Annotated in this window: 23 protein-coding genes; 11 read left to right on the top strand and 12 right to left on the bottom strand. The window is 62.7% G+C overall.

The window, feature by feature from the left end:
• Window positions 1–185: 185 nt before the first annotated feature.
• Window positions 186–428 (bottom strand): hypothetical protein, encoded by a 243-nt coding sequence (locus NKJ91_RS21975; protein WP_352457251.1) that lies wholly within the window; start codon window positions 426–428, stop codon window positions 186–188.
• A gap of 233 nt (window positions 429–661) precedes the next feature.
• On the opposite strand from NKJ91_RS21975, the gene NKJ91_RS21980 reads away from it, so the two are divergent.
• Both NKJ91_RS21980 and NKJ91_RS21985 read left to right on the top strand, forming a co-directional pair.
• Window positions 662–1,216 carry a DUF4142 domain-containing protein gene (locus NKJ91_RS21980; protein WP_352457252.1) on the top strand — a complete coding sequence of 185 codons (555 nt, stop codon included), beginning with the start codon at window positions 662–664 and terminating at the stop codon, window positions 1,214–1,216.
• A 246-nt stretch (window positions 1,217–1,462) separates the two neighbouring features.
• Window positions 1,463–1,705, top strand: coding sequence for a polymerase (locus NKJ91_RS21985; protein WP_352457253.1), 243 nt, complete (start codon window positions 1,463–1,465; stop codon window positions 1,703–1,705).
• Between the two features lie 105 nt (window positions 1,706–1,810).
• On the opposite strand, the gene NKJ91_RS21990 is transcribed toward NKJ91_RS21985, so the two are convergent.
• A complete protein-coding gene (locus tag NKJ91_RS21990; RefSeq protein WP_352457289.1) occupies window positions 1,811–2,527 on the bottom strand; it encodes a DUF1236 domain-containing protein in 717 nt (238 codons plus the stop codon).
• 204 nt (window positions 2,528–2,731) lie between these two features.
• On the opposite strand from NKJ91_RS21990, the gene NKJ91_RS21995 reads away from it, so the two are divergent.
• From NKJ91_RS21995 to NKJ91_RS22010, 4 genes are all read left to right on the top strand, one after another.
• Window positions 2,732–3,031, top strand: coding sequence for a DUF1236 domain-containing protein (locus NKJ91_RS21995; protein WP_023677114.1), 300 nt, complete (start codon window positions 2,732–2,734; stop codon window positions 3,029–3,031).
• 343 nt (window positions 3,032–3,374) lie between these two features.
• Window positions 3,375–4,223, top strand: a complete 849-nt coding sequence (locus NKJ91_RS22000) for a MetQ/NlpA family lipoprotein (RefSeq protein WP_352457254.1) — start codon at window positions 3,375–3,377, stop codon at window positions 4,221–4,223.
• 101 nt (window positions 4,224–4,324) lie between these two features.
• On the top strand, window positions 4,325–5,422 hold the full coding sequence (locus NKJ91_RS22005) for a methionine ABC transporter ATP-binding protein (RefSeq protein WP_502903625.1): 1,098 nt from the start codon (window positions 4,325–4,327) through the stop codon (window positions 5,420–5,422).
• A complete protein-coding gene (locus tag NKJ91_RS22010) occupies window positions 5,403–6,059 on the top strand; it encodes a methionine ABC transporter permease (protein ID WP_352457255.1) in 657 nt (218 codons plus the stop codon). Before NKJ91_RS22005 ends, NKJ91_RS22010 begins: the two co-directional genes overlap by 20 nt.
• A gap of 27 nt (window positions 6,060–6,086) precedes the next feature.
• Here the strand turns inward: NKJ91_RS22010 and NKJ91_RS22015 are convergent, their stop codons facing one another.
• The 3 genes from NKJ91_RS22015 to NKJ91_RS22025 are packed head-to-tail and all read right to left on the bottom strand — an operon-like array spanning window position 6,087 to window position 10,606.
• Window positions 6,087–6,833 carry a hypothetical protein gene (locus NKJ91_RS22015; RefSeq protein ID WP_352457256.1) on the bottom strand — a complete coding sequence of 249 codons (747 nt, stop codon included), beginning with the start codon at window positions 6,831–6,833 and terminating at the stop codon, window positions 6,087–6,089.
• Entirely contained in the window at window positions 6,805–8,520 is a 1,716-nt protein-coding gene (locus NKJ91_RS22020; RefSeq protein ID WP_352457257.1) for a hydantoinase B/oxoprolinase family protein, read from the bottom strand. The genes NKJ91_RS22015 and NKJ91_RS22020 overlap by 29 nt, the downstream gene beginning before the upstream one ends.
• A 1-nt stretch (window position 8,521) precedes the next feature.
• Window positions 8,522–10,606 carry a hydantoinase/oxoprolinase family protein gene (locus tag NKJ91_RS22025; RefSeq protein WP_352457258.1) on the bottom strand — a complete coding sequence of 695 codons (2,085 nt, stop codon included), beginning with the start codon at window positions 10,604–10,606 and terminating at the stop codon, window positions 8,522–8,524.
• Between the two features lie 218 nt (window positions 10,607–10,824).
• Between NKJ91_RS22025 and NKJ91_RS22030 the strand changes: the two genes are divergently transcribed.
• The 5 genes from NKJ91_RS22030 (at window position 10,825) to NKJ91_RS22050 (ending at window position 17,172) form a co-directional block, all read left to right on the top strand.
• On the top strand, window positions 10,825–11,652 hold the full coding sequence (locus tag NKJ91_RS22030; protein WP_352457259.1) for a ferredoxin--NADP reductase: 828 nt from the start codon (window positions 10,825–10,827) through the stop codon (window positions 11,650–11,652).
• Between the two features lie 162 nt (window positions 11,653–11,814).
• Complete coding sequence (deoC, locus tag NKJ91_RS22035; RefSeq protein ID WP_352457260.1) at window positions 11,815–12,864, top strand: deoxyribose-phosphate aldolase; 1,050 nt, start codon at window positions 11,815–11,817, stop codon at window positions 12,862–12,864.
• A 13-nt stretch (window positions 12,865–12,877) separates the two neighbouring features.
• Window positions 12,878–15,250: an aldehyde dehydrogenase family protein gene (locus NKJ91_RS22040; protein ID WP_352457261.1), complete on the top strand. Its 2,373-nt coding sequence runs from the start codon at window positions 12,878–12,880 to the stop codon at window positions 15,248–15,250.
• 178 nt (window positions 15,251–15,428) lie between these two features.
• Entirely contained in the window at window positions 15,429–16,160 is a 732-nt protein-coding gene (locus tag NKJ91_RS22045; RefSeq protein ID WP_254815741.1) for an SDR family oxidoreductase, read from the top strand.
• Window positions 16,161–16,326: 166 nt separating this feature from the next.
• Window positions 16,327–17,172: a fumarylacetoacetate hydrolase family protein gene (locus tag NKJ91_RS22050; protein ID WP_352449600.1), complete on the top strand. Its 846-nt coding sequence runs from the start codon at window positions 16,327–16,329 to the stop codon at window positions 17,170–17,172.
• 209 nt (window positions 17,173–17,381) lie between these two features.
• On the opposite strand, the gene NKJ91_RS22055 is transcribed toward NKJ91_RS22050, so the two are convergent.
• From NKJ91_RS22055 to NKJ91_RS22085, 7 genes are all read right to left on the bottom strand, one after another.
• Window positions 17,382–18,380 carry an ABC transporter ATP-binding protein gene (locus NKJ91_RS22055; protein ID WP_352449601.1) on the bottom strand — a complete coding sequence of 333 codons (999 nt, stop codon included), beginning with the start codon at window positions 18,378–18,380 and terminating at the stop codon, window positions 17,382–17,384.
• 15 nt (window positions 18,381–18,395) lie between these two features.
• Entirely contained in the window at window positions 18,396–19,451 is a 1,056-nt protein-coding gene (locus NKJ91_RS22060; RefSeq protein ID WP_352449602.1) for a Gfo/Idh/MocA family protein, read from the bottom strand.
• A 1-nt stretch (window position 19,452) separates the two neighbouring features.
• Window positions 19,453–19,920: a DUF4304 domain-containing protein gene (locus tag NKJ91_RS22065; RefSeq protein WP_352449603.1), complete on the bottom strand. Its 468-nt coding sequence runs from the start codon at window positions 19,918–19,920 to the stop codon at window positions 19,453–19,455.
• The gene (locus tag NKJ91_RS22070; RefSeq protein WP_352449604.1) at window positions 19,917–20,756 is read right to left on the bottom strand and encodes a carbohydrate ABC transporter permease; all 840 of its coding nucleotides are present in this window, start codon (window positions 20,754–20,756) and stop codon (window positions 19,917–19,919) included. The genes NKJ91_RS22065 and NKJ91_RS22070 overlap by 4 nt, the downstream gene beginning before the upstream one ends.
• Window positions 20,757–20,764: 8 nt before the next feature.
• Entirely contained in the window at window positions 20,765–21,688 is a 924-nt protein-coding gene (locus NKJ91_RS22075; RefSeq protein WP_352457262.1) for a carbohydrate ABC transporter permease, read from the bottom strand.
• 240 nt (window positions 21,689–21,928) lie between these two features.
• A complete protein-coding gene (locus tag NKJ91_RS22080) occupies window positions 21,929–23,188 on the bottom strand; it encodes an ABC transporter substrate-binding protein (protein ID WP_352449606.1) in 1,260 nt (419 codons plus the stop codon).
• 2 nt (window positions 23,189–23,190) lie between these two features.
• The gene (locus NKJ91_RS22085) at window positions 23,191–24,150 is read right to left on the bottom strand and encodes an N-acetylmuramic acid 6-phosphate etherase (RefSeq protein WP_352449607.1); all 960 of its coding nucleotides are present in this window, start codon (window positions 24,148–24,150) and stop codon (window positions 23,191–23,193) included.
• Between the last annotated feature and the right edge of the window lie 145 nt (window positions 24,151–24,295).

The following is a 24,295-nucleotide window of genomic DNA, read 5'->3' on the forward strand; positions in this document are numbered from 1 at the left end:
ACCGATCCGACCCTCGCCGCTGAGGGGGGGCGGCTACCCTCTCTCAGCGTTCCTTTCTGACCCATTCGGCAGCGAAAGTCATAAGACAAGCAATTCCGGGAAAGTGTGAAACGGTTTTCCGTCCGGAATTGCGTCAAAAGGAAGAGATAGAGCGTTTCAGCGTTTCCGTGAAACGATGAACCGCTCTAACCGCCGCGGTGGTCGAAGCTGACCGCGATATCCCGACCGTCCAGCGCCCGAACGATGAAGCCAACCAGCTCCTCGTCGGTTTGCCGGAACCGGGGAAAGCGTTTGCGCAAATCGGCTATGACGACGGTGGTCGAGAGAATGTCGCCGGAATGATAGTCGGCCATGATGGTATGAACGGCAGCGTCGGTGTCAATACCGATTCCTAGCGGCGACTTGATCTGCCCCACGGAAGCCTCCACCCATCTCTCCCAGCCAACGATAGCAAGACTGCCGCAAAGCGAAAGGGCTTGTACGATTCCGTACGATCTCGTGGCTTGCGTTGCACTTTGCAGGACCCAGCCGGCGTCTTTTGTTTTGCGTTTCCAAACCGTTGTTTGGCGTGGCGGCGGCTGTGGCCCCCACGACCAGGCAACCTCGCCGCAGCTTGCGCGTTGAGCCACCGGAGGGATGATATCAGCCTCGGAGAACCCCCATGAAAACCCTTCTATCCATCACTGCGGCAGCGATGATGGCTGGCGCACCTTTGGCTGCTTTTGCCCAATCGGCGACGCTGACGCCTCTAACGACCGACACCATGAGCAAGGTTGACACCGCGACGTTCATCAAGACCGTACCCATCGCCAATACATTCGAAATCGAATCGAGCCGACTTGCGCAGACGCAGGCGACTGCCGACGACGTGAAGGCATTCGCGGCGCAAATGGTCACGGACCACACCAAGGCCGGCGAGGACTTCAAGGCGGCGCTCAGCAAGGGCCAGACGACTTCGGCCACCGCGCCAGCCGGCCCGTCGCTGGACACCAAGTACCAGGCGCTGCTCGACCAACTCAAGGAGGCCAGCGGGGACAGCTTCCAATCGAAATATATCGACATGCAGACCCAGGCGCATAAGGAAGCGGTGGCGCTGTTTTCCGCTTACGCGAATTCCGGCGACGATCCGGCGATGAAGGAGTTTGCCAAGAAGACGCTGCCGGTGCTGCAAATGCACGAACGTCATGTCAAGGACCTCGCTGCCGCGCATCAATGAGAGCGAAGAGTGCCTTTTGCGAGCGAAAGGCCGCCCTACACACGGCCTGTGTGACGCGGCTGTCGTCCGGCCACACGGCCGGGAACAAAGCACCGAGAGTGCCGTTATTTATCCGGCTTGTTCGGGGAGGATCCAATGGAAGGCGGCATTCGTGGGCCTCAAGGATAGTAGCGCCGGCTTTCGGCGCCGTCCTGGTCGCCGCTGTCACAGGCTGAAATCGCTTTCCGAACGGGACAGGCTGCCTTCATGCGCTACGGCGAGATATTTGCAAATGTTACGGCACTCATGTTGCTGGCCTTGATGATTGGCGGCGTCTTTGTCCTGTTTGGAGAGCCGCTGTGGCCGCGGCACTACGCGAGAATGGTGCTGGTTAGGGATATCGATGCCATGACCACCGCGTCAGTCCGAACAAGCTGCGTGCCCAGTCCCTGCCTGCCCGACACCATCGATCACACCGTGCTCACTCCTCGCCCCGAGGACGGACCTTGATTTGCGATTTGCAGACGCTGGAGCCGGGTACGGAAAAGCCCGCCGCCCGAGCTGCGCGGCGGGCCTTTTTGGTGCATCAACCCACGGTAGACCGTCTGGCCCCGACTAGGTCAGGATAATCACAATCTTGTAGGTATTCGGGTCGACGATGACGATCCGGCCGTCGGCGAGCACGAAATACTCATAGCCTTCGTAAGCCGGAACGATCTTGACGATGCGCGCCGGCAGGCGATGCAGCCGGACCTTCTTTCGCGGAACCTCGACACCGACAGAGATGTCGAAATCGACGCTGGAAACCGGTTGGACGTTCGTCTCCTTGATGACCTGCGTGATCTCCGTCTTCTGTTCAACGGTTACATTGTTGATGGAAGCGGTCGAACTCTGGTCTTGCGTCTGCGTCGAGGCATTGCCCTGAGTCTGCTCGGTGGTCGTGGTCCCAGTCTTGCCCTGAGCCTGCTCCTCGGTCTTCATTTTCGTGTTGCCTTGGGCCTGCTCGGTGGTGGTGGTTCCGGCCTTGCCCTGGGCTTGCTGATCGGTCTTCATCTTTGTGTTGCCCTGGGCTTGCTGGTCAGTCGTGGCGCCGGCCTTGCCTTTGGCTTGCTCATCGGTCTTCAGCTTCTTGTTGCCTTGCGCCTGTTGATCAGTTGCAGCGCCGGCCTTGCCCTGAGCCTGCTCGCCCATTTTGGCGCCGTTCTGGCAATTGGCAGTGCCGGCTGCACAATTGGCGCCGGACTGGTCGTCGGTCGACTGCTGCGTCTGGGCAAGTGCAGCTCCGCAGCTGACGCTGATTGCTAGCATGCTGGTGATCAGAACGCCCTTCATGAGAGATCTCCTTGGAAAATGCGTCCCTTCACCGCGTAAAACCGCGGCTAAAAAACTTTGTTCCAAACTAATGGAGCGAAACGGCAAGCGATCCGAGTGGCGGAACAAGCTCCACCTGATGACGTTACCGGCCTATAGCGACCCCGCTGCGAACAGCATGACGCGGCGCAGCGCAGAGGTGGCTCACGACGAAAGGAGACGATCATGAGAATGCATCTTTCGGCAGCCGCGGCTGGGTTCTTGCTGCTTGCGGGTATTGGCGCCGCTGCCGCTCAGGACGTGGTCATCGAACCGCAGCAGGAGACGATCGTACGCGAGTATGTGAAAAAGCAGCCTCTGGCGTCCGTCCAGCTTCCCGGCGTGGAGCTCAATGTCGGCTCGACCCTGCCCGATACCGTCGAGCTTCATGAGGTTCCCGACGTCAAATACCGCTATGTCGTCGTCGACAATCGGACCGTCTTGGTCGATCCTGGCACGCGCAGGATTGTAAAGGTCATCGAGTGAGCAAGCGCGTCGCTTTGAAGGGACATGCGGCGCGTCCAGCATTGTCGAGATCCCACACTGCTGCCCGTGTTGGGCATTCGGACGCAGAAAGGCCCGCCGCTTCGAAGCACGGCGGGCCTCAGCGGAGACGACGTCCGGACAATTTCTGAACCAGCATTGGCTTAGAACGCATGATCCCAGCACGCCCTGTGCTCGCCAGGCCCGAAACTTTGAGAGAATATTCCTGGCTTCGCATTTCGCGGGAAATACGGTGCTTTGATCCGACGGTCAGCATTCCCGATGATGCCAGCAAGGCTTGGCACTCCGCCTGGCCGCAACGACTTCAGAACCGACGGGATAGATCATGTCTGGGAACACCAACACTTTGCTCTCATTTCTCTCCGCAAGTATAAACCGGCGCGCCGGTCTGGCTGTACTTTTCGCGTCGGCGGTTGGGATTGTCGGCCTTGCTGCGCCGTCGTTCGCCGAAGACAAGACGGCGGTCAAGGTCGGCATCATGAGCGGCGAGGACGAGGACGTCTGGCGCGTCGTCACCGCCCAGGCGGCGGAGAGGGGGCTGACGATCGAGACCGTGGTGTTCAACGACTACACCCAGCCGAATGAAGCACTCGAGCGTGGCGAAATCGACGCCAACGCCTTCCAGCACAAGCCCTATCTCGACAACCAGATCAAGACGCAGGGCTATCACATCGTCCCGGTCGGCTATACCGGGGTCTGGCCGATCGGCCTCTATTCCAAGAAGTACACGAAGATTGCCGACCTGCCCGAAGGCGCCGTCATTGGCGTGCCGAACGACCCGTCCAATGAGGGCCGCGCACTGCGCGTTCTGCAGAGCGAAGGTCTGATCAAGCTCAGGGAAGGCACCGGCATTCTGGCGACGACCACCGACATCGCCGAAAACCCGAAGCACTTGGTCATCAAGGAGCTGGACGCAGGCATCGTCGGGCGCTCGGTGGAAGACCTCGACGGGGCCGTGGTCAACACGGATTGGGCGCTTAAAAGCGGCCTCACACCGGAGAACCGCATCGCCCAGGAGGCGGTGGCCGACAATCCCTACCGCAACTTCATCGCGGTCAAGGCCGGCAATGAAAACCAGCCCTGGGTAAAGACATTGGTCGCCTCCTACCAGAACGAAAAGGTGAAGGCCGAATTCGACCGAGTCTACAAGGGAACCGGCATCAGCGCCTATTGATGCCGAGCTCGACTTGGCGCTGAAGCCCGGCATGATAAAGCGGTCCGCGCTCCAACGCGGACCGCGATCGCGTTTTGCGGGACACCAATACAGGAACTTTCATGAACCAGCATTTCGCCTCGGTCACCGAAGTCATGCATCCCGCCGGCAGCCGTTCCGCCGGACCGAACGACGTCGTGCGCCTCATCGAGCTGAAGCGCCGCTTCGGCGCGACAGCGGCACTGGACGGCGTATCGCTCAGCGTGCGCCAGGGCGAGATCCTCGGCATCATCGGCCGGAGCGGCGCCGGCAAGTCGACGCTGATACGCTGCCTGAACGGCCTGGAGCGGCCGGATACAGGACAGGTCTTCATCGAAGGCCGCGACATCAGCCGGCTCGGCGAGCGCGAATTGCAACCGCTGCGCCGGCGCATCGGCATGATCTTCCAGCATTTCAACCTGCTGTCTGCCAAGACGGTCAAAGACAATGTAGCGCTGCCGCTCAAGATCGAAGGCCGGCCCAAGGCCGAACGCCTGGCGCGCGCTGCCGAGCTGCTCGAGCTCGTCGGCCTGTCGGAGAAGGCGAAAGCCTATCCGGCGTCGCTGTCGGGCGGGCAGAAGCAGCGCGTCGGCATTGCCCGGGCGCTTGCGGCGCGCCCGGCGCTGCTGCTGTCCGACGAAGCGACCTCGGCATTGGACCCGGAGACGACGCGCTCCATCCTCGCCTTGCTCAGAGATATCAACCGGCAGCTCGGCTTGACCATCCTGCTCATCACCCATGAGATGGAGGTGATCCGTTCGATCGCCGATCGTGTCGCGGTGATCGACGCTGGGCGGATCGTCGAGCAAGGGCCGGTGTGGTCGGTGTTTGCCGATCCGAAGTCGGCTATCACACAAAGCCTGCTCGGCGGCATCCGGCCGCAATTGCCGGCGGAGATCGCAAGCCGGCTAACGCAGAACGCCGGCCTGGAGGCGATCCTCAGGATCGACGTGGCGGGTGAGGCCGCCCGAAGCCCGCTTTTGTCCGATCTTGCCTCGGCAGTTCCCGGCTCGTTCCGCCTCGTGCATGGCGGCATCGATCACGTCCAGCAGCAGCCCGTCGGGACACTGTTCGTGGCGGTCGCCGGCAGCAATGAAGCTCACCTGGCAGAGGTGATCGCGTTCTTGAAAGCCCGCCAAGCGCGGGTGGAGGTGCTTGGCCATGTCGCCGGTTCTGTTTGAGCTTCTCGTCCGTTCGATCTGGGAAACGATCCTGATGACGGCCGCCTCCGGCCTCATCTCGCTGGTTTTCGGGCTGCCGCTCGGCCTGGCGCTGGTCGCCACCGACCGCGGCGGTATCGCCGAAAACCTGTGGGTGAACCGCGCGCTCGGAGCGGTCATCAACGGCTTCCGCTCGGTGCCTTTCATCATCCTGCTGGTTGCGCTGATCCCGGTGACGCGGCTGATCGTCGGCACCTCGATCGGCATCTGGGCAGCGATTGTGCCGCTGTCGATCGCGGCGACGCCCTACTATGCGCGGATCGCCGAAGTGTCGCTGCGCGAGGTCGACCACGGGCTGATCGAGGCAGCACGCGCCATGGGCGGCAACCGCTGGACGATCATTCGCGAGGTGCTGGTGCCGGAAGCGCTGCCCGGCATCGTCGCCGGTTTCACGGTGACGCTGGTGACGCTTATCGGCGCCTCGGCCATGGCTGGCGCCATCGGCGCCGGCGGGCTCGGCGACCTCGCCATCCGCTACGGCTACCAGCGCTTCGAGACGTCCGTCATGATCGCCGTTGTCATTGTGCTGATCATCCTGGTCTGCGGCATCCAGTGGGCCGGCGACCGGCTGGTCGCGAGGCTGGACCACAGAGCGTGACCGGCGAAACGCGGCCAATCAATGCCTTTAATTTCCGGGAAAGTTCAGATTGTTCTCGATGGTCTCGCTCGCCCAAGCGAGCTTTTCGCGATCGTCGGGGCGCAAGGGAGCCTCGACCGCGACGGTGAACAAGTGCCAGGCGAGACTGTCGGATAGAAGCCATGTGGTGACCTGTTCGCTGAAGATCACGTGCCCCTTATCGAGTGTCTTGATGTTGCCGGTAATCAAGTCCGCACAGTGCAACATGGCCTCGGGGTAAGGGCTATCACGCCATGCCGCTAATGCAGCTGCTACATCCATTCCGGCAAGCACTATGCCCTCCAGCCAGGGAACCGCGTTCCCTTCATCGGGATGATGCATGGTCATCGCTTTTCGCCAGGCAACCTGAAACAGCACCTCGACAGCCTGCTGTTCTTCCAACGGCCAATCGCGCCAGGAGGTCCTTTCGAGCTTTGCGGCAATCACGTTGGCGTCGAACCCCATCGAAGGTTCGCCTTGGATGGCAAGTTCAAGCACTCTCGGCAGAAAGTGCCGGTAGTCATCGACGTCGCCGACCGTCCATATGGCCGATCCGGCATAGGCGCCGAGGTTTTCACCACTGAGCTCCCGAAGCGGACCACTGGATACTCCCCGAAAGATCGATTCCAAATCCTTGTACGGCGAGCCATGCAGGTGGCGGGGCGATGGATAAGACGCGAAAGCGGCATAGACGCGTTCGACTGCGTGGGCCAGTTCAGACGAGAGATCAGCCTCCAGGGGATTTGGGTTGCTCATCCGCTACGACTCCGAACAGGTCTCTGGCTTGCTCTGCGGTATAGTAGCCGAGCTTGACATCCCGAGCGACCAATTGCGGATCGCGCTGCAACGGATCGCCGTAGCCGCCGCCGCCAGGCGTGCTAACGCGCACGCGGTCGCCTGTCTTCAGCGCGATGTCCTGCTCCTTGGACAGATGCGGCGGCACATGTTCCTTGCCGTCGCGGAACACGGTGACCGTGTTGACCGCGCCGTCCTTGCCGCCGAGCGCGCCTTGCGGGCCGAAGCGGCCGTGATCCATGACGAAAGAGGCGCGGGCGTCGCCGCGCAGGATCTCGACCTCATAGGCGAGCCCAAACCCGCCGCGGTGCTTGCCGGCGCCGCCCGAGCCTTCGCGTAAGGCATAATGCCGGTAGAGCACCGGGAAGGCCTGCTCCATGATCTCGACCGGCGGCGACTTGGAAATGCCGATAGTCGAGCAGCCATTGGTCAGGCCATCGTGACCGGCATTGCCGCCATAGCCACCGCCGGAGATCTGGTACATGACATAATCGCGGCCGCGCGCCGGGTCGTTGCCGCCGAGCGCGAAATTGCCGCTGGAGCCGGCGGGAGCCGCCGTCACCTTGTCCGGCAGCGCCTGCACCATCGCCGCGAACACCGCCTCGGCGATGCGCTGCGAAACCTCGGCCGCGCAGCCCGATACCGGCCGCGGATATTTGGCGTCGAGGAAGGTGCCTTCCGGCCGCTTGACGATCAGCGGCTCGAAGGCGCCGGCGCTGATCGGCACATCGGGGAAAATGTGCCGCATGGCGAGATAGACCGAGGACAAGGTCGTCGCCAGCACGCTGTTCATCGGCCCGGCGCAGGGCTTTGACGAACCGGAGAAGTCGAAGCTGAGCGTGTCGCCCTGTTTTTCGACCGCCAGCGCGATAGTCAGCGGCTCGTTGACCACGCCGTCGGAATCAACAAAAGCCTGCGACCGGTAAATGCCGTCGGGAATGGCTGATATGTTCGCGCGCATCTGTTCGGCGGCGCGGCGGCGCAGTTCGGCGATCGCATCGACGACCGTTTCATCTCCGTAACGATCCAGGATTCCGTTCAGTCGGTCTTGACCGATCAGCAGTGCCGCCGCCTGCGCGCGGATGTCGCCGATGCGCTGGTCGGCAACCCTGATGTTCGAGCAGATGATGGCGTAGATCTCAGGGTCGAGCACGCCCTTCTTGAATAATTTCACCGGCGGCAGTCGCAAGCCTTCCTGCTCGACCGCTGTTGCCGAGGCGGAAAAGCCGCCCGGCACCGAACCGCCAATGTCGGGCCAGTGGCCGGTGTTCGAAAGCCAGCAGAATATCCTGCCGTCGCGGTAGACCGGCATGGCGAAGCGCACATCCATGAGATGGGTGCCGCCGAGATAGGGATCATTGACGATGTAGATATCGCCTGGCTCGGGCGGCAGGCACCGTCCGTCGGCGATCATCTCGATCACGGTTTTGGTCGAATACTGCATGACGCCGACGAACACCGGCAGGCCCTGGCTGCCTTGCGCGATCAGCGAACCATCGAGCGCCGAATAGATGCCATCCGAACGGTCATTGGCCTCGGCGATGACAGGCGAGAACGCGGCGCGCGAAAACGTCAGGTCCATTTCGTCGCAGACTTGCTGTAGCGCCGCCTGGATGACCGAAAGGGTGATGGCGTCGAGTTCTTCCATCTCAGGCCTCGCCGATATCGATGATGATGTTGCCGTCGGCATCCGATCGCGCCCGGTCGCCGGGCTCCAGCACAGTCGTCGCGTCCATCTGTTCGAGGATCGCCGGACCTTCGATTGTTGCGTCGAGCGGCAACTTCTCTCTGCTGTAGACCGGCGTGTCGTACCAGCGCCCGCCATACCAGACAGGCCGGATCTCGCGCCGCGCCTCTTCGAGCGTTTTGGCGCGCCCAGCCGGGTCGATCAGCCGGGACAGATCGATTGCCGGCCGCACGCCGGTGACCGAGGTGTTGAGGTTGACCAGATTGGCGCGGATTTCCGGCAACTGGACCTTGAAGCGGGCGAAATAGGCCTTCTCGAACAGGTGCTGCAGTCCCTCGCGTGTCACCGCAGACGACGGCAGCGGCACGTTGATGATATGCGTCTGGCCGACGAACTGCATGTCGGCGGAATGCGTGACGCGGATCATTTCCGGCTTCACCGCCTCCTTGCCGATCAGCTCCTCGCCTTCGTTTCGGTGCCGTTCCAATGTCTCATGGAGTTGGGTTTCATCGAGACTGGGCACCGACTGGTTGACCGTGTTGACGAAATCATGGCGCAGATCGGCGACGACGCAGCCGAGAGCATTGGTGATGCCCGGCCGCGCCGGCACCAGCACTTTCGGCAGGCCTAGTTCGCGCGCCAATGCCGTCGCATGCAGCGGCCCGGCGCCGCCGAAGGCGAACAGCGCGAAATCGCGCGGGTCGTGGCCGCGCGACACCGAGACCATGCGGATGGCGCCGGCCATCTTCACGTTGCCGAGCCGCAGCACTGCACCCGCCGCCTCGACGCCGGACAAGCCTGTGGCGCGGCCGATCCTGTCCTCGAATATGCCGGTGACCCGTTCGACGGTGACCGGGTTTTCCACCGCGAGCAGCTTCTTCGGCGCCAGCCTGCCGAGCACCAGATTGGCGTCGGTGATGGTCGGCTCCAAGCCGCCGCGTCCGTAGCATATCGGGCCGGGATTGGCGCCGGCGCTTTCCGGGCCGATCTGGATCAGGCCTGCCGCATCGACGTGGGCGATCGAGCCGCCGCCGGCGCCGACCGTATGCACCGCCACCATCGGCACGTGGATCGGCATCGCATATTCGATCTCGATCTCGTTCGACACTGCCGGCTCGGCGTTGCGGATCAGCGCCACGTCGGTCGAGGTGCCGCCCATGTCGTAGGTGACCAGGTTTTCGAAGCCGGCGCGTTTGCCGGTATAGGCGGCAGCAATGACGCCGGAAGCGGGGCCGGACATGACGGTCTTGGCCGACTCACGTGTGACAAAGCGGGCCGAGATCATGCCGCCATTGCCGTTCATGATCAGGAAGTCGCGGGCGTAGCCTTTTGACGCCAGCTCCTTGCGCAGCCGCTCGACATAGCGTTCGAGGATCGGTTGCACCGAAGCGTTGACCGAAGCGGTCACCCCGCGCTCGAATTCGCGCGCTTCCGAAAGCAGGGCGTGGCCTGTCGTGATGTAGCCGTTCGGCCAAAGCTCGGCCGCGATCTCCGCGGCGCGCCGCTCATGCGCCGGGTTGGCGTAGGAATGCAGGAAATGGATAACGAGGGATTCGCAGCCGGCTTCGATCAGTTGTGAAATCGCTGCCCGCATCTCGGCCTCGTCGAGCGGTATGTGCACCGCGCCCGAGGCCTCGACCCGCTCCGACACTTCGAGCCGCAGATTGCGCGGAATGATCGGCACGAACGTGCCTGTCATGCCATAGGCTTGCGGCCGTGTCCGCCGGCCAAGCTCGATGACATCACGAAAGCCGCGCGTGGTGATCATGCCGGTTTTGGCCAGCCGGCGCTCCAGCACCGCGTTGGTGGTGGTCGTCGTGCCGTGCACGATGAGATCGATGCCGTCGACGGGAAAGCCGGTGGCACCAAGAGCTGCAACGACGCCGAAAGCCTGGTTGTCGACCGTCGTCGGGGTCTTGGCGATATGCACCCGGCCGCCGTCACGGCCGTCGATCAGAAGCAGGTCGGTAAAGGTGCCGCCGACATCGATGCCGGCGACGACGCTGCCCGTCGAATCCAGAGCTTGCGCCGAAAAATTCTGTTCCATTGTCGAAACCCGAAATGCCCGAACTGCCTACATGCCTCAGTTTGGAAAGCTGTTTTACGGCGGCGTCTTGACGCAAATATCGTTTGTATACTAATAAATTCCGGACACAAGAGCTTACCGCTTCGGAGTGTGCAAACGGCACGCTGGAACCTGACCGGTTCGGGCGCGCAGATGGAGATTTGGCGCCGGCGCTGAGCCGGCCCAGAAGGTTAGGTTTGATGAACACCACATCCGCGTTCAACACTGCCGGCGCCCGGCCGCTGCAGTTCCCGATACCGGCCAATGTCTATGCCGAAACCGTGGTCTCGGTGAAGCATTATACCGACCGGCTGTTTTCGTTCCGCATCACCCGGCCGCAGTCGCTGCGCTTCCGCTCCGGCGAATTCGTCATGATCGGCCTGCCCAATGCCGAGAAGCCAGTGTTCCGCGCCTATTCGATCGCCAGCCCGTCTTGGGACGACGAACTCGAATTCTTCTCGATCAAGGTGCTGGACGGCCCGCTTACCTCGGAGCTGCAGAAAATCGAGATCGGCGATACCGTCATCATGCGGCAGAAGTCGACCGGCACGCTGGTGGTCGACGCGCTGACGCCGGCCAAGCGCCTGTTCATGATCTCGACCGGCACCGGCATTGCTCCATTCGCCAGCCTGCTGCGCGATCCCGACACCTATGAGAAGTTCGAGCAGGTGGTCCTGACCCATACCTGCCGCGACAATGCCGAGCTCACCTACGGCAAGGAGCTGGTGGCCGCACTGGAGAACGATCCGCTGATCGGCGAACTGACCGGCGGCCGCGTCACGCTGTATAATTCGACGACGCGCGAGACCTCCGTGCGCATGGGCCGCATCACCGCGCTGATCGGCTCGGGCAAATTCTACACCGATCTCGGCATCGACAGGCTCAATCCCGAGACCGACCGCATCATGATCTGCGGCTCGATGCATATGCTCAAGGACGTCAAGGAACTGGCCGAAAGCCTCGGCTTCCAGGAAGGCTCGCTGCACCATCCGGCAAGCTTCGTCGTCGAGCGCGCCTTCGTCGGCTGAGACGCGCAGTTCAGCGTCCACTGGTTCGAGACCCTGATTTTGATCATGCGGTCAAAAATCGGCTGCCTTGACTGTCTTTTTCCGTTATGACCGCTTGAAGGACTCGTGAAGCGCTGCTTCACGGTCTATCTTCGGCATAAGTCGCTGAACAAGGGGCAGGAGATGAGCAGCACAATCCGCGAAACCGATCTCGGCACGTCCAAGATCACGCCGCTGCCGGCGCGCGCCGCCGCCAATGCGCCGATGCCGCAAGCCCATGGCATTGCTCGCAATCCCGGCATGAGGCTCGATCTCGGCTTCATGGAATCGATGCGCGGCGTCAACCGCTCGGCGCTGGAACGCCGCGTCGCCAGCCTGACCAAAAGACGCTCGATCAAGGCCGATAACCAGGCGGCCTGGCTGCTGCGCGCGGTCGCCTGCATGGACCTGACGACGCTGAACTCGAACGACACGGAAGAGCGCGTGCGCAGGCTCTGTGCCAAGGCAGTCAACCCGTTCCGCCGCGACGTCGTCGAGGGGCTGGGCATTACTGGTGAAAAGATCCGCCCGGCGGCGGTCTGCGTCTATCATCCCTTCGTCGCCACCGCCGTAGAAGCGCTGCGCGGCAGCGGCGTCCATGTCGCCGCCGTTTCGACCGCCTTCCCGCATGGCCTTGCACCGCTTTCTACGCGCCTGCAAGAGATCGAAGCATCGGTCCGCGACGGCGCCGACGAGATAGACGTCGTCATCCCGCGCGGCCTGGTATTCGGGGCGAAATGGCAGGAGCTCTATAACGAGATTGTCTCGATGCGCGCCGCTTGCGGCGAGGCCCATCTGAAGGTGATCCTCGGCACCGGCGACCTCGCGACGCTGCGCAACGTCATGCTCGCCTCGATGGTGGCGATGATGGCGGGTGCAGATTTCATCAAGACCTCGACCGGCAAGGAAAGCGTCAACGCGACGCTGCCGGTCGGCCTTGCCATGGTACGCGCCATCCGCGCCTATTTCGAGGAAACCGGCTATCTCATCGGCTTCAAGCCGGCCGGTGGCATTTCCACGGCAAAAGCCTCGCTCGACTGGCTGGTGCTGATGAAAGAAGAACTGGGCCGGCCGTGGCTGGAGCCGGAGCTGTTCCGCTTCGGAGCATCGAGCCTTTTGACCGACATCGAGCGCCAGCTCGAGCATCATCTGACCGGCCACTACTCGGCCAATCATCGCCACGCGATGGCGTGATTCGGAGCGCGCCATGAACATTCTCGAACGCTATCACGCCATGGAATATGGCCCGGCGCCGGAGGCGCGCAACGAGGCGGATGCGTGGCTTGCCGCGCGGGATTTCGGCAAAGCGCTGTTTATCGGCGGCGACTGGAAGGCAGCCAGCGGAGGCAAAACCTTCGACACCAGCGATCCGTCCTCGAGAAAGCTGCTGGCCAAGGTGTCGGATGCCGGTGCCGCCGATATCGACGCGGCGGTTTCGGCCGCCACAAAAGCGCTGCCGAAATGGAGCGCCAGCACCGGTTATCAACGCGCCAAAGTGCTCTACGCGATCGGCCGCGCCATGCAGCGCCACCAACGGCTGTTCGCGGTGTTGGAATCGATCGACAACGGCAAGCCGATCCGCGAAAGCCGCGACATCGACGTGCCGCTGGCCATCCGCCATTTCATCCATCATGCCGGCTGGGCGCAGGCGCTGGACAGGGATTTTCCAGGCCATAAGGGGGTCGGCGTCGTCGGCCAGATCATCCCGTGGAACTTCCCGCTCTTGATGCTGGCCTGGAAGATCGCGCCGGCGCTCGCCGCCGGCTGCACCGTGGTGCTCAAACCCGCGGAATTCACGCCGCTCACCGCCATCCTGTTCGCCGAGATCTGTGAACGATCAGGCGTGCCGAAGGGCGTCGTCAACATCGTCCAGGGCGGGCCGGAAGCGGGTGGGGCAATCGTCAATCATCCCGGCATCCAGAAGATTGCCTTCACCGGTTCGTCCGAGGTCGGCAAGATCATCCGCAAAGCCACCGCCGGTTCGGGCAAGAAACTGTCGCTGGAGCTTGGCGGCAAGTCGGCATTCGTCGTTTTCGAGGATGCCGACCTCGACAGCGCCGTCGAGGGTCTGGTCGACGGTATCTGGTTCAACCAAGGCCAGGTGTGCTGTGCCGGCTCGCGCCTTCTGGTGCAGGAAGGCATCGCCGATGCCTTCATCGCCAAGGTCAAGACGCGGATGAGCCGGCTGCGCGTCGGCAGCCCGCTCGACAAGAACACCGATATCGGCCCGCTGGTCGACTTGACTCAGCTCGATCGCGTCAAGGGCCTGATCGCCGAGGGCGCCAAGCAGGGCGCGATCTGCTGGCAGCCGGACTCGGCGCTGCCCTCCTCGGGCTATTACCATCTGCCAACGCTGGCGACAGGTGTTTCGCCGGCTAACATTCTGGCACAGGAAGAGGTGTTCGGGCCGGTGCTCGCCACCATGACCTTTCGCAACACCGAGGAAGCGGTCGAGCTCGCCAACAACACGCGCTATGGCCTGGCTGCTTCGGTGTGGAGCGAGAACATCAATCTTGCCCTGCACGTCGCGCCGCAATTGAAGGCCGGCGTCGTCTGGGTCAACGGCACCAATATGTTCGACGCCTCCTGCGGCTTCGGCGGCTACCGCGAGAGCGGCTTTGGCCGCGAAGGCGGGCGCGAGGGCATGTTCGAATATCTCTCGGCAAAACTGCCGCTCGGCCCGATCATCAAACCGGCAACGTCTTCGGCGCAACCTGTCGAGCAGGCCGAAGGCGATGCCATCGACCGCACGGCAAAGCTGTTCATCGGCGGCAAGCAGGTCCGGCCGGACGGCAATTATTCCTTCGCCGTCGCCACCGCCAAGGGCAAGCTTGCCAGCGAGGTCGGTCTCGGCAACCGCAAGGATATCCGCGACGCCGTCGCGGCCGCGCGCGCCTGCAAGGCCTGGCCGGAGGCGACCGCCCACAACCGCAGCCAAGTGCTCTACTACCTGGGCGAAAATCTGTCCGGCCGCGCCGACGAGTTTGCCGCCCGTTTGACCCAGCTCACCGGCGCGACCGCCAAGGCGGCGCGTGACGAGGTCGAGCTGTCGATCGAGCGCCTGTTCCTCTATGCCGGCTTGGCCGACAAATTCGAGGGCCGCGTCCACCAGCCGCCGGCCCGCGCCGTCACGCTGGCACTGCACGAACCGGTCGGGGTCGTCGGTATCGTCGCGTCGGACAACGCGCCTCTGCTTGGCCTGATCTCGCTGGTGGCGCCGGCGCTTGCCATGGGCAACACCGTAGTCGCAGTGCCATCCGAAAAATACCCGCTGCTTGCCACCGACCTCTACCAGGTCATCGAATATTCCGACGTTCCGGCAGGCGCCATCAATATCGTCACCGGCCGTAGCGCCGAGCTTGCCGGCGTATTGGCCAAGCATGACGATGTCGACGGGCTCTGGGTGTTCGCCGACGCCGAGACTTGCGCCAAGGCCGAGGCCGAGTCCATCGGCAATCTCAAACGCGTCTGGACCGGCAACGGCCACAGCCTCGACTGGCCCTCGAACGAAGCAGCCGGCGATGCCTTGCTGCGCCGTGCGATCGAGGTCAAGAACGTCTGGGTGCCCTACGGCGACTGAGTGTCCCGGAGGGACGTCCGGGCTTGACGGGCCAACAAATGTTCTTTACCGAGAAAAAACATTTGGTTGGCAGGGCGAATATCGAAACAGGCGGGATGGTACTGCCCGGCTGGCACATTGCGCCCCGGCCTTGTGCCGGTAAAAAGCCGAACGATCACAGACGGGCGAGGAGAGAAGCATGGCGGATCTGACAGGCAAGATCGTTGTCGTCACGGCGGCGGCGCAAGGCATCGGCCGGGCAAGTGCGCTGGCTTTCGCCAAGGCCGGCGCGGTCGTCCATGCCACCGACATCAACGAGGTGGTGCTCGCCGACCTCGGCAAGACGCCCGGTATCAAGACCCGCAAGCTCGACGTGCTGAACGACGAGGCGGTGAACGCCGCTTTTGCCGAGATCGGCGCCGTGGACGTGCTGTTCAATTGCGCCGGCTTCGTCCATTCCGGCTCGATCCTCGAGATGAAGGACGGCGATCTCGACTTTGCCTATGATCTCAATGTCCGCTCGATGATCCGCACCATCCGCGCCGTGCTGCCCGGCATGCTGGAGCGCGGCGACGGCTCGATCATCAACATGGCATCGCTGGCCAGTTCGACCAAGGGCGTGCCGAACCGCTTCGTATATGGCCTAACCAAGGCAGCCGTCATCGGCCTGACCAAGTCGGTCGCCGCCGACTATGTCGGCAAGGGCATACGCTGCAATGCGATCTGTCCGGGCACGGTCGAAAGCCCGTCGCTGCAGGACCGCATGCATGCGCAGGGCGACTACGAAGCAGCTCGCGCCGCCTTCATCGCCCGCCAGCCGATGGGCCGGCTCGGCACGCCCGAGGAAATCGCCGATCTCGCCGTCTATCTGGCCGGCGCCACCTATACGTCGGGGCAAGCTTATAATATCGACGGTGGCTGGTCGATCTAAGAGGCCATTTGAAAACCCTACTCCGCCGGGCGCCTGACGCGGCTTTCTGCGCTTCCGGTGCTCACGTACTTTAAGTACGCTCCGCTCCGGTTCTCGAAACCCACGCCATTCGCCGCAGCGGAGCGAGTTTGCAAACGGCCTCTGGTCGCAACTGGGAGAAAACTGCATGAAACTGCTGCGCTATGGCGAGGCGGGGAGCGAACGCCCCGGCCTGCTCGATGCCGATGGAACGATCCGCGACCTCTCCGCCCATGTCACCGACATTGCCGGCAAGGCACTTGACCCGGCATCGCTCGAGACATTGTCGAAGCTCGACACGAAGACGCTGCCGGCGGTTTCCGGCAAGCCGCGGATCGGCGCCTGCGTCGCCGGCACCGGCAAATTCATCTGCATCGGTCTCAACTATTCCGACCACGCCGCCGAAACCGGCGCCACCGTGCCGCCGGAGCCGATCATCTTCATGAAGGCAAGCTCGGCTATTGTCGGGCCGAACGACGACGTGCTGATCCCGCGCGGCTCGGTGAAGACCGACTGGGAGGTCGAGCTCGGCGTGGTGATCGGCAAGACTGCAAAGTATGTCACCGAGGCCGAGGCGCTGGATTATGTCGCCGGCTATTGCGTCGCGCACGACGTCTCCGAGCGCGCCTTCCAGGCCGAGCGCCAGGGCCAGTGGACCAAGGGCAAGTCCTGCGACACGTTCGGGCCGATCGGCCCGTGGCTGGTGACCAAGGACGAGGTCAAGGACCCGCAGAACATCCCGATGTGGCTGACGGTCAACGGCAAGACGATGCAGAACGGCTCGACCAAGACCATGGTCTTCGGCGTCGCTTATCTCGTCTCCTATCTCAGCCAGTTCATGTCGCTGCACCCGGGCGACATCATCTCGACCGGCACGCCGCCCGGCGTCGGCCTCGGCATGAAGCCGCCGGTCTTCCTGAAGCCCGGCGACGTGGTCGAGCTCGGTATCGAGGGGCTGGGCATCCAGAAGCAGACGTTCAAGGCGGATGCGTAGGCGCTCTTCCTTCTCCCCTTGTGGGAGAAGGTGGATCGGCGCGCAGCGCCGAGACGGATGAGGGGTGCTGGAAGAAACGCGACGAGAAAACATCGAAGGATTTCCGTCGCTTACGCCTTCAGCGTAGCGATCGTCCAACACCCCTCATCCGACCGAGCTTCGCTCGGCCACCTTCTCCCACAAGGGGAGAAGGGGAGTCGGCGCCTGCGCTACTTCAGCACCTTCCCATCGGCTCCAAACCGGTATGTCTTTGCCGGATCCGGCGTCGCATAGAGCGTGGCACCAGGTTCGGCGTTATAGACGCCGAAGATGCGCACTGTGATCAAGCCGGCCTTCTCGCAGTCGAGATAGAGGTTGGTGTCGGCGCCAAGGTGCTCGGCATGGACGACCGTGCCTTTCCAGGCGCCGGATCTGGGATCGACCGTCAAATGTTCGGGACGGACGCCGATGGTCTTTGCCGTTTCGCCAAGCCTGGCGCCGTCGACGAAATTCATCTTCGGTGAGCCGATGAAGCCGGCGACGAATTCATTTGCCGGCGAATTGTAAAGCTCCATCGGTCCGCCGATCTGCTCGATCTTTCCCGCGTTCAGCACGACGATCTTGTCGGCCAGCGTCATCGCCTCGACCTGGTCGTGGGTGACATAGATCATCGTGGCCTTCAGCCGGCGATGCAATTGCGCGATCTCCAGCCTGGTGTTGACGCGCAGCGCGGCATCGAGGTTGGACAGGGGCTCGTCGAACAGAAAAAGCTTGGGCTCGCGCACCACGGCGCGGCCGATGGCGACGCGCTGGCGCTGACCGCCGGAAAGCTCGGCCGGCCGCCTCGAGAGGTAGGGCTCCAGCGACAGCATCGACGAGGCGATGCCGATGCGGCGGTCGATCTCGGCCGCCGGCGTGCCCGCCTGCTTGAGGCCGAGGCCCATGTTGTTCTTCACCGTCAGATGCGGATAGAGCGCATAGGTCTGGAACACCATGGCGATACCGCGCTTGGCCGGCGGCGTTGCGGAGACGTCCGCACCGTCGATCACCACGCGGCCCGAGGTCGAGTCCTCCAGCCCGGCAATGACCCTGAGCAGCGTCGACTTCCCGCAGCCAGATGGACCGACGAAGACGACGAACTCGCCATCCGTCACCTCGAGGTTGATGCCCTTCAGCACCTCGACCGGCCCGAAGGCCTTTTTCACGTTCTCGATGTTCAGCGAGCCCACGGCGTCGTCCCTGTTCTAGAGTTTCACGGCGAGGCCGCTGCGCACGCTCTCGTCTGCGGCAAGGCAGACGGCGAGCGACTTCACCGCGTCGTCCATGTGACGGGTCAAGTCCAGATCCTCGCGGACCGCCTTCAGCACAAACGCCTGTTCCAGGTCGCAAAGGTCCTGATGGCCGGGCTCGCCTTGCATCGACAGCATCTCGTCCGGTTTGGCGAATTTGCCGTCGGCTCCGGTCGCCGCGCTGTGCAGGCGGATGGTCGAGGTCTTGGTGTGGGTGTCGATGTCGTCGGACCTGACACCCTCCTTCATGACGATCGACACGCAGCCATTGGGCGAGATCACGTCTTTCACGAAGAAAGCCGTCTCCGAAATCATCGGCCCCCAGCCGGCCTCGTACCAGCCGACCGAACCGTCGTCGAACAGCACCTGCAGATGACCGTAATTGTACATCGACGGCGCGATCTCGTCGCTCAGCCTCAGTCCCATGCCGCGCACCTCGACTGGTCTGGCGTCGGTGATCTGCAGCATCACGTCGAGATAATGCACGCCGCAGTCGACGATCGGCGACGTCGTCTGCATCAGCTGCTTGTGCGTCTCCCAGGTATGTCCGGAGGATTGCTGGTTGAGGTTCATGCGGAACACGTAAGGGCCGCCGAGCTTCCGCGCCTCGGCAATCAGCCTGATCCAGGACGGATGGTGGCGCAGGATATAGCCGATCACCAGTTTTTTGCCGTTGGCCTTGGCGGCGGCGACGACGCGCTCTGCATCTGCGACGGTGGTTGCCAGCGGCTTTTCGAGGAAGACGTGGCAGCCGGCCTCGAACGCCTTGACGGCATAGTCAGCATGGCTGTCGGAATAGGTGGCGATGCAGGCGACATCGGGCTTTTCGTCGCGTAGCGCCTCGTCGAAGGAACGCCGGATGGCGTAGGTCGAAAGCCCTTCCGGCAGCGGCACATCGGAGCGGTTGACCAGCGCGGCGATCTGGAATCCCGGATTGGTGTGATACGCCAACGCATGGCTGCGCCCCATATTGCCGAGGCCGGCGATGACAACGCGAAGGGGTTGGTCCATTTCAGTTTGCCTTTAGTAGAGCGCGGGCTTTCAGGTCCATCCTAATACTCGATCCATACTCACTGGCGATCTGCAGAGCAGCCTTTTCGCTTTCACAACGTGCCAGAAGTCCGAACCCGTATGTATCGACTCCCTCTTTGATCAGAGAAGACCTCCGGTCGTCCGGCAACGGACGGTCCAGATCCAGCGCCTCGGTGAATGCCTTGGATTGCTCGCTAACCATCAGGGAGTTGACACGCCAGATGATATGACAGTTGTATTCCTTCGGTCGACGCTCGATCCCGAACCGAGTCAGCCAGACAGCTGCATTGAGATAGAACTGCGGTCCCCAGGCAGACTTCTGAAGGTTAAGCAGACAGACCGTTTCCGGCCATTCGCGATAATAGTTTGTGTTGCGAACGCCGCGGAATCTGTGGCGGGTTGCCGACTCGGTGAGGCCTCGAATGATCGCGTCCCGACCCTCACTCACTTGACGGCCCCCGAAGTGATGCCGCGGATCAGCTGCCGCGAGAAGATGACGTAGAGGATCAGCACCGGCATGATCGCCAGCGACAGTGCCGCCAGGATGGCGTTCCAGTTGGTGACGAACTGGCCGAGGAACAATTGCGCGCCGAGCGTCACTGTCTTGGTCTCCTCCGACGGCGCCAGGATCAGCGGGAACCACAGATCGTTCCAGATCGGGATCATGGTGAAGACCGCGACCGTCGCCATCGATGGGCGCACCAGCGGCAGCACCAGCCGGAAAAAGATGGTGTATTCGGACAGGCCGTCGATCCTGCCCGCATTCTTCAGATCGTCCGAGACCTGCTTCATGAATTCCGACAGGATGAAGACGGCAAGCGGCAGGCCCTGCGCCGTGTAGACCAGGATCAGCGCCGTCAGCGTGTTGACCAGCCCGCTCGCCACCATCAATTGCAGGATGGCGACGGTGGCAAGGCGGATCGGGATCATGATGCCGAGCGCCAGATAGAGCCCCATCAGCGAATTGCCGCGGAAGCGGTATTCCGACAGCGAGAAAGCCGCCATGGCGCCGAACAAAAGCACGAAGAACAGCGAGGCGACGGTGACGACAAGGCTGTTCTGGAAATAGTGGATGAAATCGCCCTGGCCGATCACCGTCGTGTAGCCGATCAGGTCGAAGGTACCTGGCGTCGGCGGCGTCAGCGGCGCGCCGAAAATCCCTGCGCGTGATTTGAACGAATTCATGATCACGAGGATGACCGGAAACAGCGCGATTGCGGTGTAGGTCAGAAGGATCGCATGCGCGCCGATGGTGCGGGGCAGCGAGCGGGTTGCCGTGCTCATGTGGCGCCTCAGAACTGGTAGCGACGCAGGCGCGTCTGCACGAGGAACAGGTAGACGCAGACGCCGCCCAGGATGATCAGGAACATCATCGTGGCGATCGCCGCGCCCATGTTGGGATCGCCGACCTGCAGCTGGAAACCGAAGAAGGCGCGGTAGAGGAAGGTGCCGAAAATATCGGTTGAATAGTTCGGCCCGGCCAGCGCCCCTTGCGCGGTGTAGATCAGGTCGAAAGCGTTGAAATTGCCGACGAAGGTCAGGATCGAGATGATGCCGATCGACGGCAGGATGAGCGGCAGCTTGATCTTCCAGAACTGCGCCATCCCGGTGATGCCGTCGCATTCGGCTGCTTCGATCACCTCTTCGGGAATGGACAGCAGTGCCGCATAGATCAGCATCATCGGGATGCCGACGAACTGCCAGACCGAGATCAGGCTGAGCGCGGTCAGCGCATATTGCGCCTTGCCGAGCCAGGGCGTGAACAGGCTTTTCAGGCCGACCAGGTCCATCATATGCGGCGCCACGCCCCATAGCGGCGACAGAATCAGCTTCCAGGCGAAGCCGACAATGACGAAGGACAGGATCGTCGGCACGAAGATCGCCGTGCGGTAGAAGGCGGAAAACCGCAGCCTAGGGCTGGACAGAAGTGCGGCCAAAAGGACGCCGATCGGGTTCTGCACCAGCATGTGGATGATGAAGAACCAGACATTGTTCCTGAGCGCGTTCCAGAAATTGACCGACCAGTTGGGATCACCGAACAGCATGCGGAAATTTTCCAGTCCGACGAAGACCTGCGACTGATTGATGTTGCGGAACAGCGACAGCTGCAGCGTGCCGGCCAGCGGCAGGATCATGATCGCCGTATAGACCAGCACTGCCGGCGCCAGGAAAACGCCGATATGCCAACGGAACGGTCTTTTCGGTGCTGCGGCCATGCGTTCGGTCCCCGCCGATCAGGTCTTGCTATTGCCGTCAAAGGGCGCGGCGCCTCCCTCCCCCTCGAGGGGAGGGTGCCTCGCAAAGCGAGGCGGGTGGGGTCGGCAGAGGCAGCGCGCCATCGTCGTTCGACCGTGCTTTCCAGCAGCGATCAAGCCGCAGCCTGCCTCGACCGACCCCCTCTGTCGCCTTCGGCGACATCTCCCCCTCGAGGGGGGAGACAACGCTTCGCCGCGCTCTTACTTCGCCGGCTTGTACCAGCTATCGAGGCCGTCCTGCAGCTTCTTGGCGGCAGCTTCCGGCGTGTCGGTGCCGTTGATGACGTTGGCCGATTCAACCCACGTCTCGTTTTCAAGGTTCGGCGTGCCGCGCGACAGGATCTGGTAGGTCGAGCGGATCGTCGACTTGCACTTGCCGCGCCAGGAGACGAATTCCTGGGCCAGCGGGTCTTCCATCTTCACCGGGGTGTTGTTCAGGCTGAAGAAGCCCGGCAGCGCGTTGGCGTAGATGGTGGCAAAATCAGGCGAGGCCACCCAGGACAGGAAGGTCTTGGCCGCATCCGCGTTCTTCGAGGCAGCATTGAGGCCCATGCCGATGTCGGTGTGGTCGGAGATGTAGCAGGTGTCGCCGGCCTTCTGCACCGGCGGCGGGAAGGCGCCCATCTTGAACTGCGCCTGCGTGTTGAAAAGGCCGATCTCCCACGAACCGGCCGGGTAGATGGCGGCGCGGCCGAGCGTGAACAGGTTCTGGCTGTCCGGATAGGTCTGCGCCTCGAAGCCGTCGCCGAGATAGTCCTTCCACTTGGCCAGTTCCTTGAAGGGCTCGACCCACTGCGGATCGGTCAGCTTCTGCTCGCCCTTGATCAGCGCCAGGCGGCCTTCCTCGCCCTTCCAGTAGTTCGGGCCGATGTTCTGGTAGCCCATGGTCGCCGCTTCCCAGAGGTCCTTGGTGCCCATCGCCATCGGGATGTAGGTGCCGTCGGCCTTGATCTTGTCGAGCGCGGCGAAGAATTCGTCGCGCGTCTCCGGCACCTTGATGCCGAGCTTGTCGAAGGCGTCCTTGTTGTAGATGAAGCCATGGATGACGGAGGCCATCGGCACGCAGAAACTCGACTTGCCGTCGTCGGTCTGCCAGGCGGCCTTGGCGACGTCGGAGAAGTTCTCCATGCCGGGCAGGGTCGAGATGTCGGCGAGGTTGCCCTTCTTGAAGAGCTCCAGCGACTTGTCGAACGGGCGGCAGGTGATCAGGTCGCCGGCCGAGCCGGCGGCGAGCTTGGCGCCGAGGGCGGCGTCATATTCGGTTGGCGCCGACGGCGCGAACACCACCTTGATGCCCGGGTTCTTGGCTTCGAAGGCCGGGATCAGCTTGTCCTTCCAGATGGCAAGGTCGTCGCCGCGCCAGCTTTCGATGTTGAGCGTTACGTCGTCGGCATAAGCCACCCCGGCGGAGCCGAGAATGCTGGTGCCGAGAAGAAGTGCCGTCAGTAGCTTCGTTGTCATGCTCAGTCTCCCTGTTGACCTTTTTCAGGTTCGGTTTTGATGAGAACAGAGGCATTGCGCCCCTTGCTCCCCTCGATCGCGGAAAGGGCCGGCCGCAGCTTGTGGCCGGTCCCTTCCAATATCTTCTCGGCTGCATCGGCGCTGGCGGCGCCGGCGGCGAGCAGAATAGCGGTCTTGACGACGCCGCCGCTCCTTTCGAGCAGGCGTGCCGCCTCGTCCTTGTCGCGCCCGCTGACGGCGGCGACGATGCGTGCGGCGCGGTCGCGCAGCTTGATGTTGTCGGCCATGAGGTTGACCATGTAGCCGTCAAGGACATGGCCGAGATGGATGGCGGCGAGCGTCGACAGCATGTTGAGCGCGATCTTCTGGGCGGTGCCTGCGCCCATGCGCGTTGAGCCGGCAATCAGCTCCGGTGGCGTTTCGAGCAGGATGGCGATGTCGGCCAGCCGCAACAGCGGCGCATCCCTGTTGTTGGCGATGGCAATGGTCGCCGCACCGCGGCGCCTGGCGTCCTCGATCGCCCTGACTGCATAAGGTGTCGAGCCGCTGGCCGAGACGGCGATCAGGCAGTCGCCCTTGCCGATGCGGGCGGCGGCAACTGCTGCCGAAGCTTCCTCGGTGTCGTCCTCCGGCCCGCCGGCCAGTGTCTTGAAGGCCTCGTCGCCGCCGGCGATCAGGATGGCGATGCGGTCGCGTTGGATGCCGAAAGTGCCCGGCAGCTCAAGCGCATCGGCCAGTGCCATCAGGCCCGAACTGCCGGCAGCCGCATAGGCGAGCTTGCCGCCGCTTTTCAGTCTGCTTGCGATGATTTCGGCTGCCGCGGCAATAGCGGGAATGGCGCCGTGCACGGCCTTGGCGGCCTCGATCTGTGCGTTGGCCAAAGAGGAAAGGATGGCTTCCGGGGCCTGGATATCCAGTCCCTCGGCATTCTGGTGAAGCGCTTCGGTGCGCGTTTCGGCCATCCGCTTTCCTCCAATCGAGAAAACCATACCAAAAAAATACCACTTGTCCACACGCATTAATGAAATCCTTGCGGCGGTGCAGGCTTGCGAACGAAATTGGCTGATTTTCCAACAAACTACGTCTTAACTTTTTTGAAACGGAAAT

It is taken from the genome of Mesorhizobium sp. M0040 (assembly GCF_040323505.1).
In the GTDB taxonomy this organism is placed as follows: domain Bacteria; phylum Pseudomonadota; class Alphaproteobacteria; order Rhizobiales; family Rhizobiaceae; genus Mesorhizobium.

Coding starts and splice junctions, on each gene's coding strand:
- NKJ91_RS22040 (WP_352457261.1), top strand. CDS start 12,878: ATGAACATTCTCGAACGCTATCACGCCATGGAATATGGCCCGGCGCCG.
- NKJ91_RS22045 (WP_254815741.1), top strand. CDS start 15,429: ATGGCGGATCTGACAGGCAAGATCGTTGTCGTCACGGCGGCGGCGCAA.
- deoC (WP_352457260.1), top strand. CDS start 11,815: ATGAGCAGCACAATCCGCGAAACCGATCTCGGCACGTCCAAGATCACG.
- NKJ91_RS22075 (WP_352457262.1), bottom strand. CDS start 21,688: ATGGCCGCAGCACCGAAAAGACCGTTCCGTTGGCATATCGGCGTTTTC.
- NKJ91_RS22000 (WP_352457254.1), top strand. CDS start 3,375: ATGTCTGGGAACACCAACACTTTGCTCTCATTTCTCTCCGCAAGTATA.
- NKJ91_RS22020 (WP_352457257.1), bottom strand. CDS start 8,520: ATGGAAGAACTCGACGCCATCACCCTTTCGGTCATCCAGGCGGCGCTA.
- NKJ91_RS21980 (WP_352457252.1), top strand. CDS start 662: ATGAAAACCCTTCTATCCATCACTGCGGCAGCGATGATGGCTGGCGCA.
- NKJ91_RS21985 (WP_352457253.1), top strand. CDS start 1,463: ATGCGCTACGGCGAGATATTTGCAAATGTTACGGCACTCATGTTGCTG.
- NKJ91_RS22070 (WP_352449604.1), bottom strand. CDS start 20,756: ATGAGCACGGCAACCCGCTCGCTGCCCCGCACCATCGGCGCGCATGCG.
- NKJ91_RS22025 (WP_352457258.1), bottom strand. CDS start 10,606: ATGGAACAGAATTTTTCGGCGCAAGCTCTGGATTCGACGGGCAGCGTC.
- NKJ91_RS22010 (WP_352457255.1), top strand. CDS start 5,403: ATGTCGCCGGTTCTGTTTGAGCTTCTCGTCCGTTCGATCTGGGAAACG.
- NKJ91_RS21995 (WP_023677114.1), top strand. CDS start 2,732: ATGAGAATGCATCTTTCGGCAGCCGCGGCTGGGTTCTTGCTGCTTGCG.
- NKJ91_RS22030 (WP_352457259.1), top strand. CDS start 10,825: ATGAACACCACATCCGCGTTCAACACTGCCGGCGCCCGGCCGCTGCAG.
- NKJ91_RS22060 (WP_352449602.1), bottom strand. CDS start 19,451: ATGGACCAACCCCTTCGCGTTGTCATCGCCGGCCTCGGCAATATGGGG.
- NKJ91_RS22050 (WP_352449600.1), top strand. CDS start 16,327: ATGAAACTGCTGCGCTATGGCGAGGCGGGGAGCGAACGCCCCGGCCTG.
- NKJ91_RS22085 (WP_352449607.1), bottom strand. CDS start 24,150: ATGGCCGAAACGCGCACCGAAGCGCTTCACCAGAATGCCGAGGGACTG.
- NKJ91_RS22005 (WP_502903625.1), top strand. CDS start 4,325: ATGAACCAGCATTTCGCCTCGGTCACCGAAGTCATGCATCCCGCCGGC.
- NKJ91_RS21990 (WP_352457289.1), bottom strand. CDS start 2,527: ATGAAGGGCGTTCTGATCACCAGCATGCTAGCAATCAGCGTCAGCTGC.
- NKJ91_RS22015 (WP_352457256.1), bottom strand. CDS start 6,833: ATGAGCAACCCAAATCCCCTGGAGGCTGATCTCTCGTCTGAACTGGCC.
- NKJ91_RS22080 (WP_352449606.1), bottom strand. CDS start 23,188: ATGACAACGAAGCTACTGACGGCACTTCTTCTCGGCACCAGCATTCTC.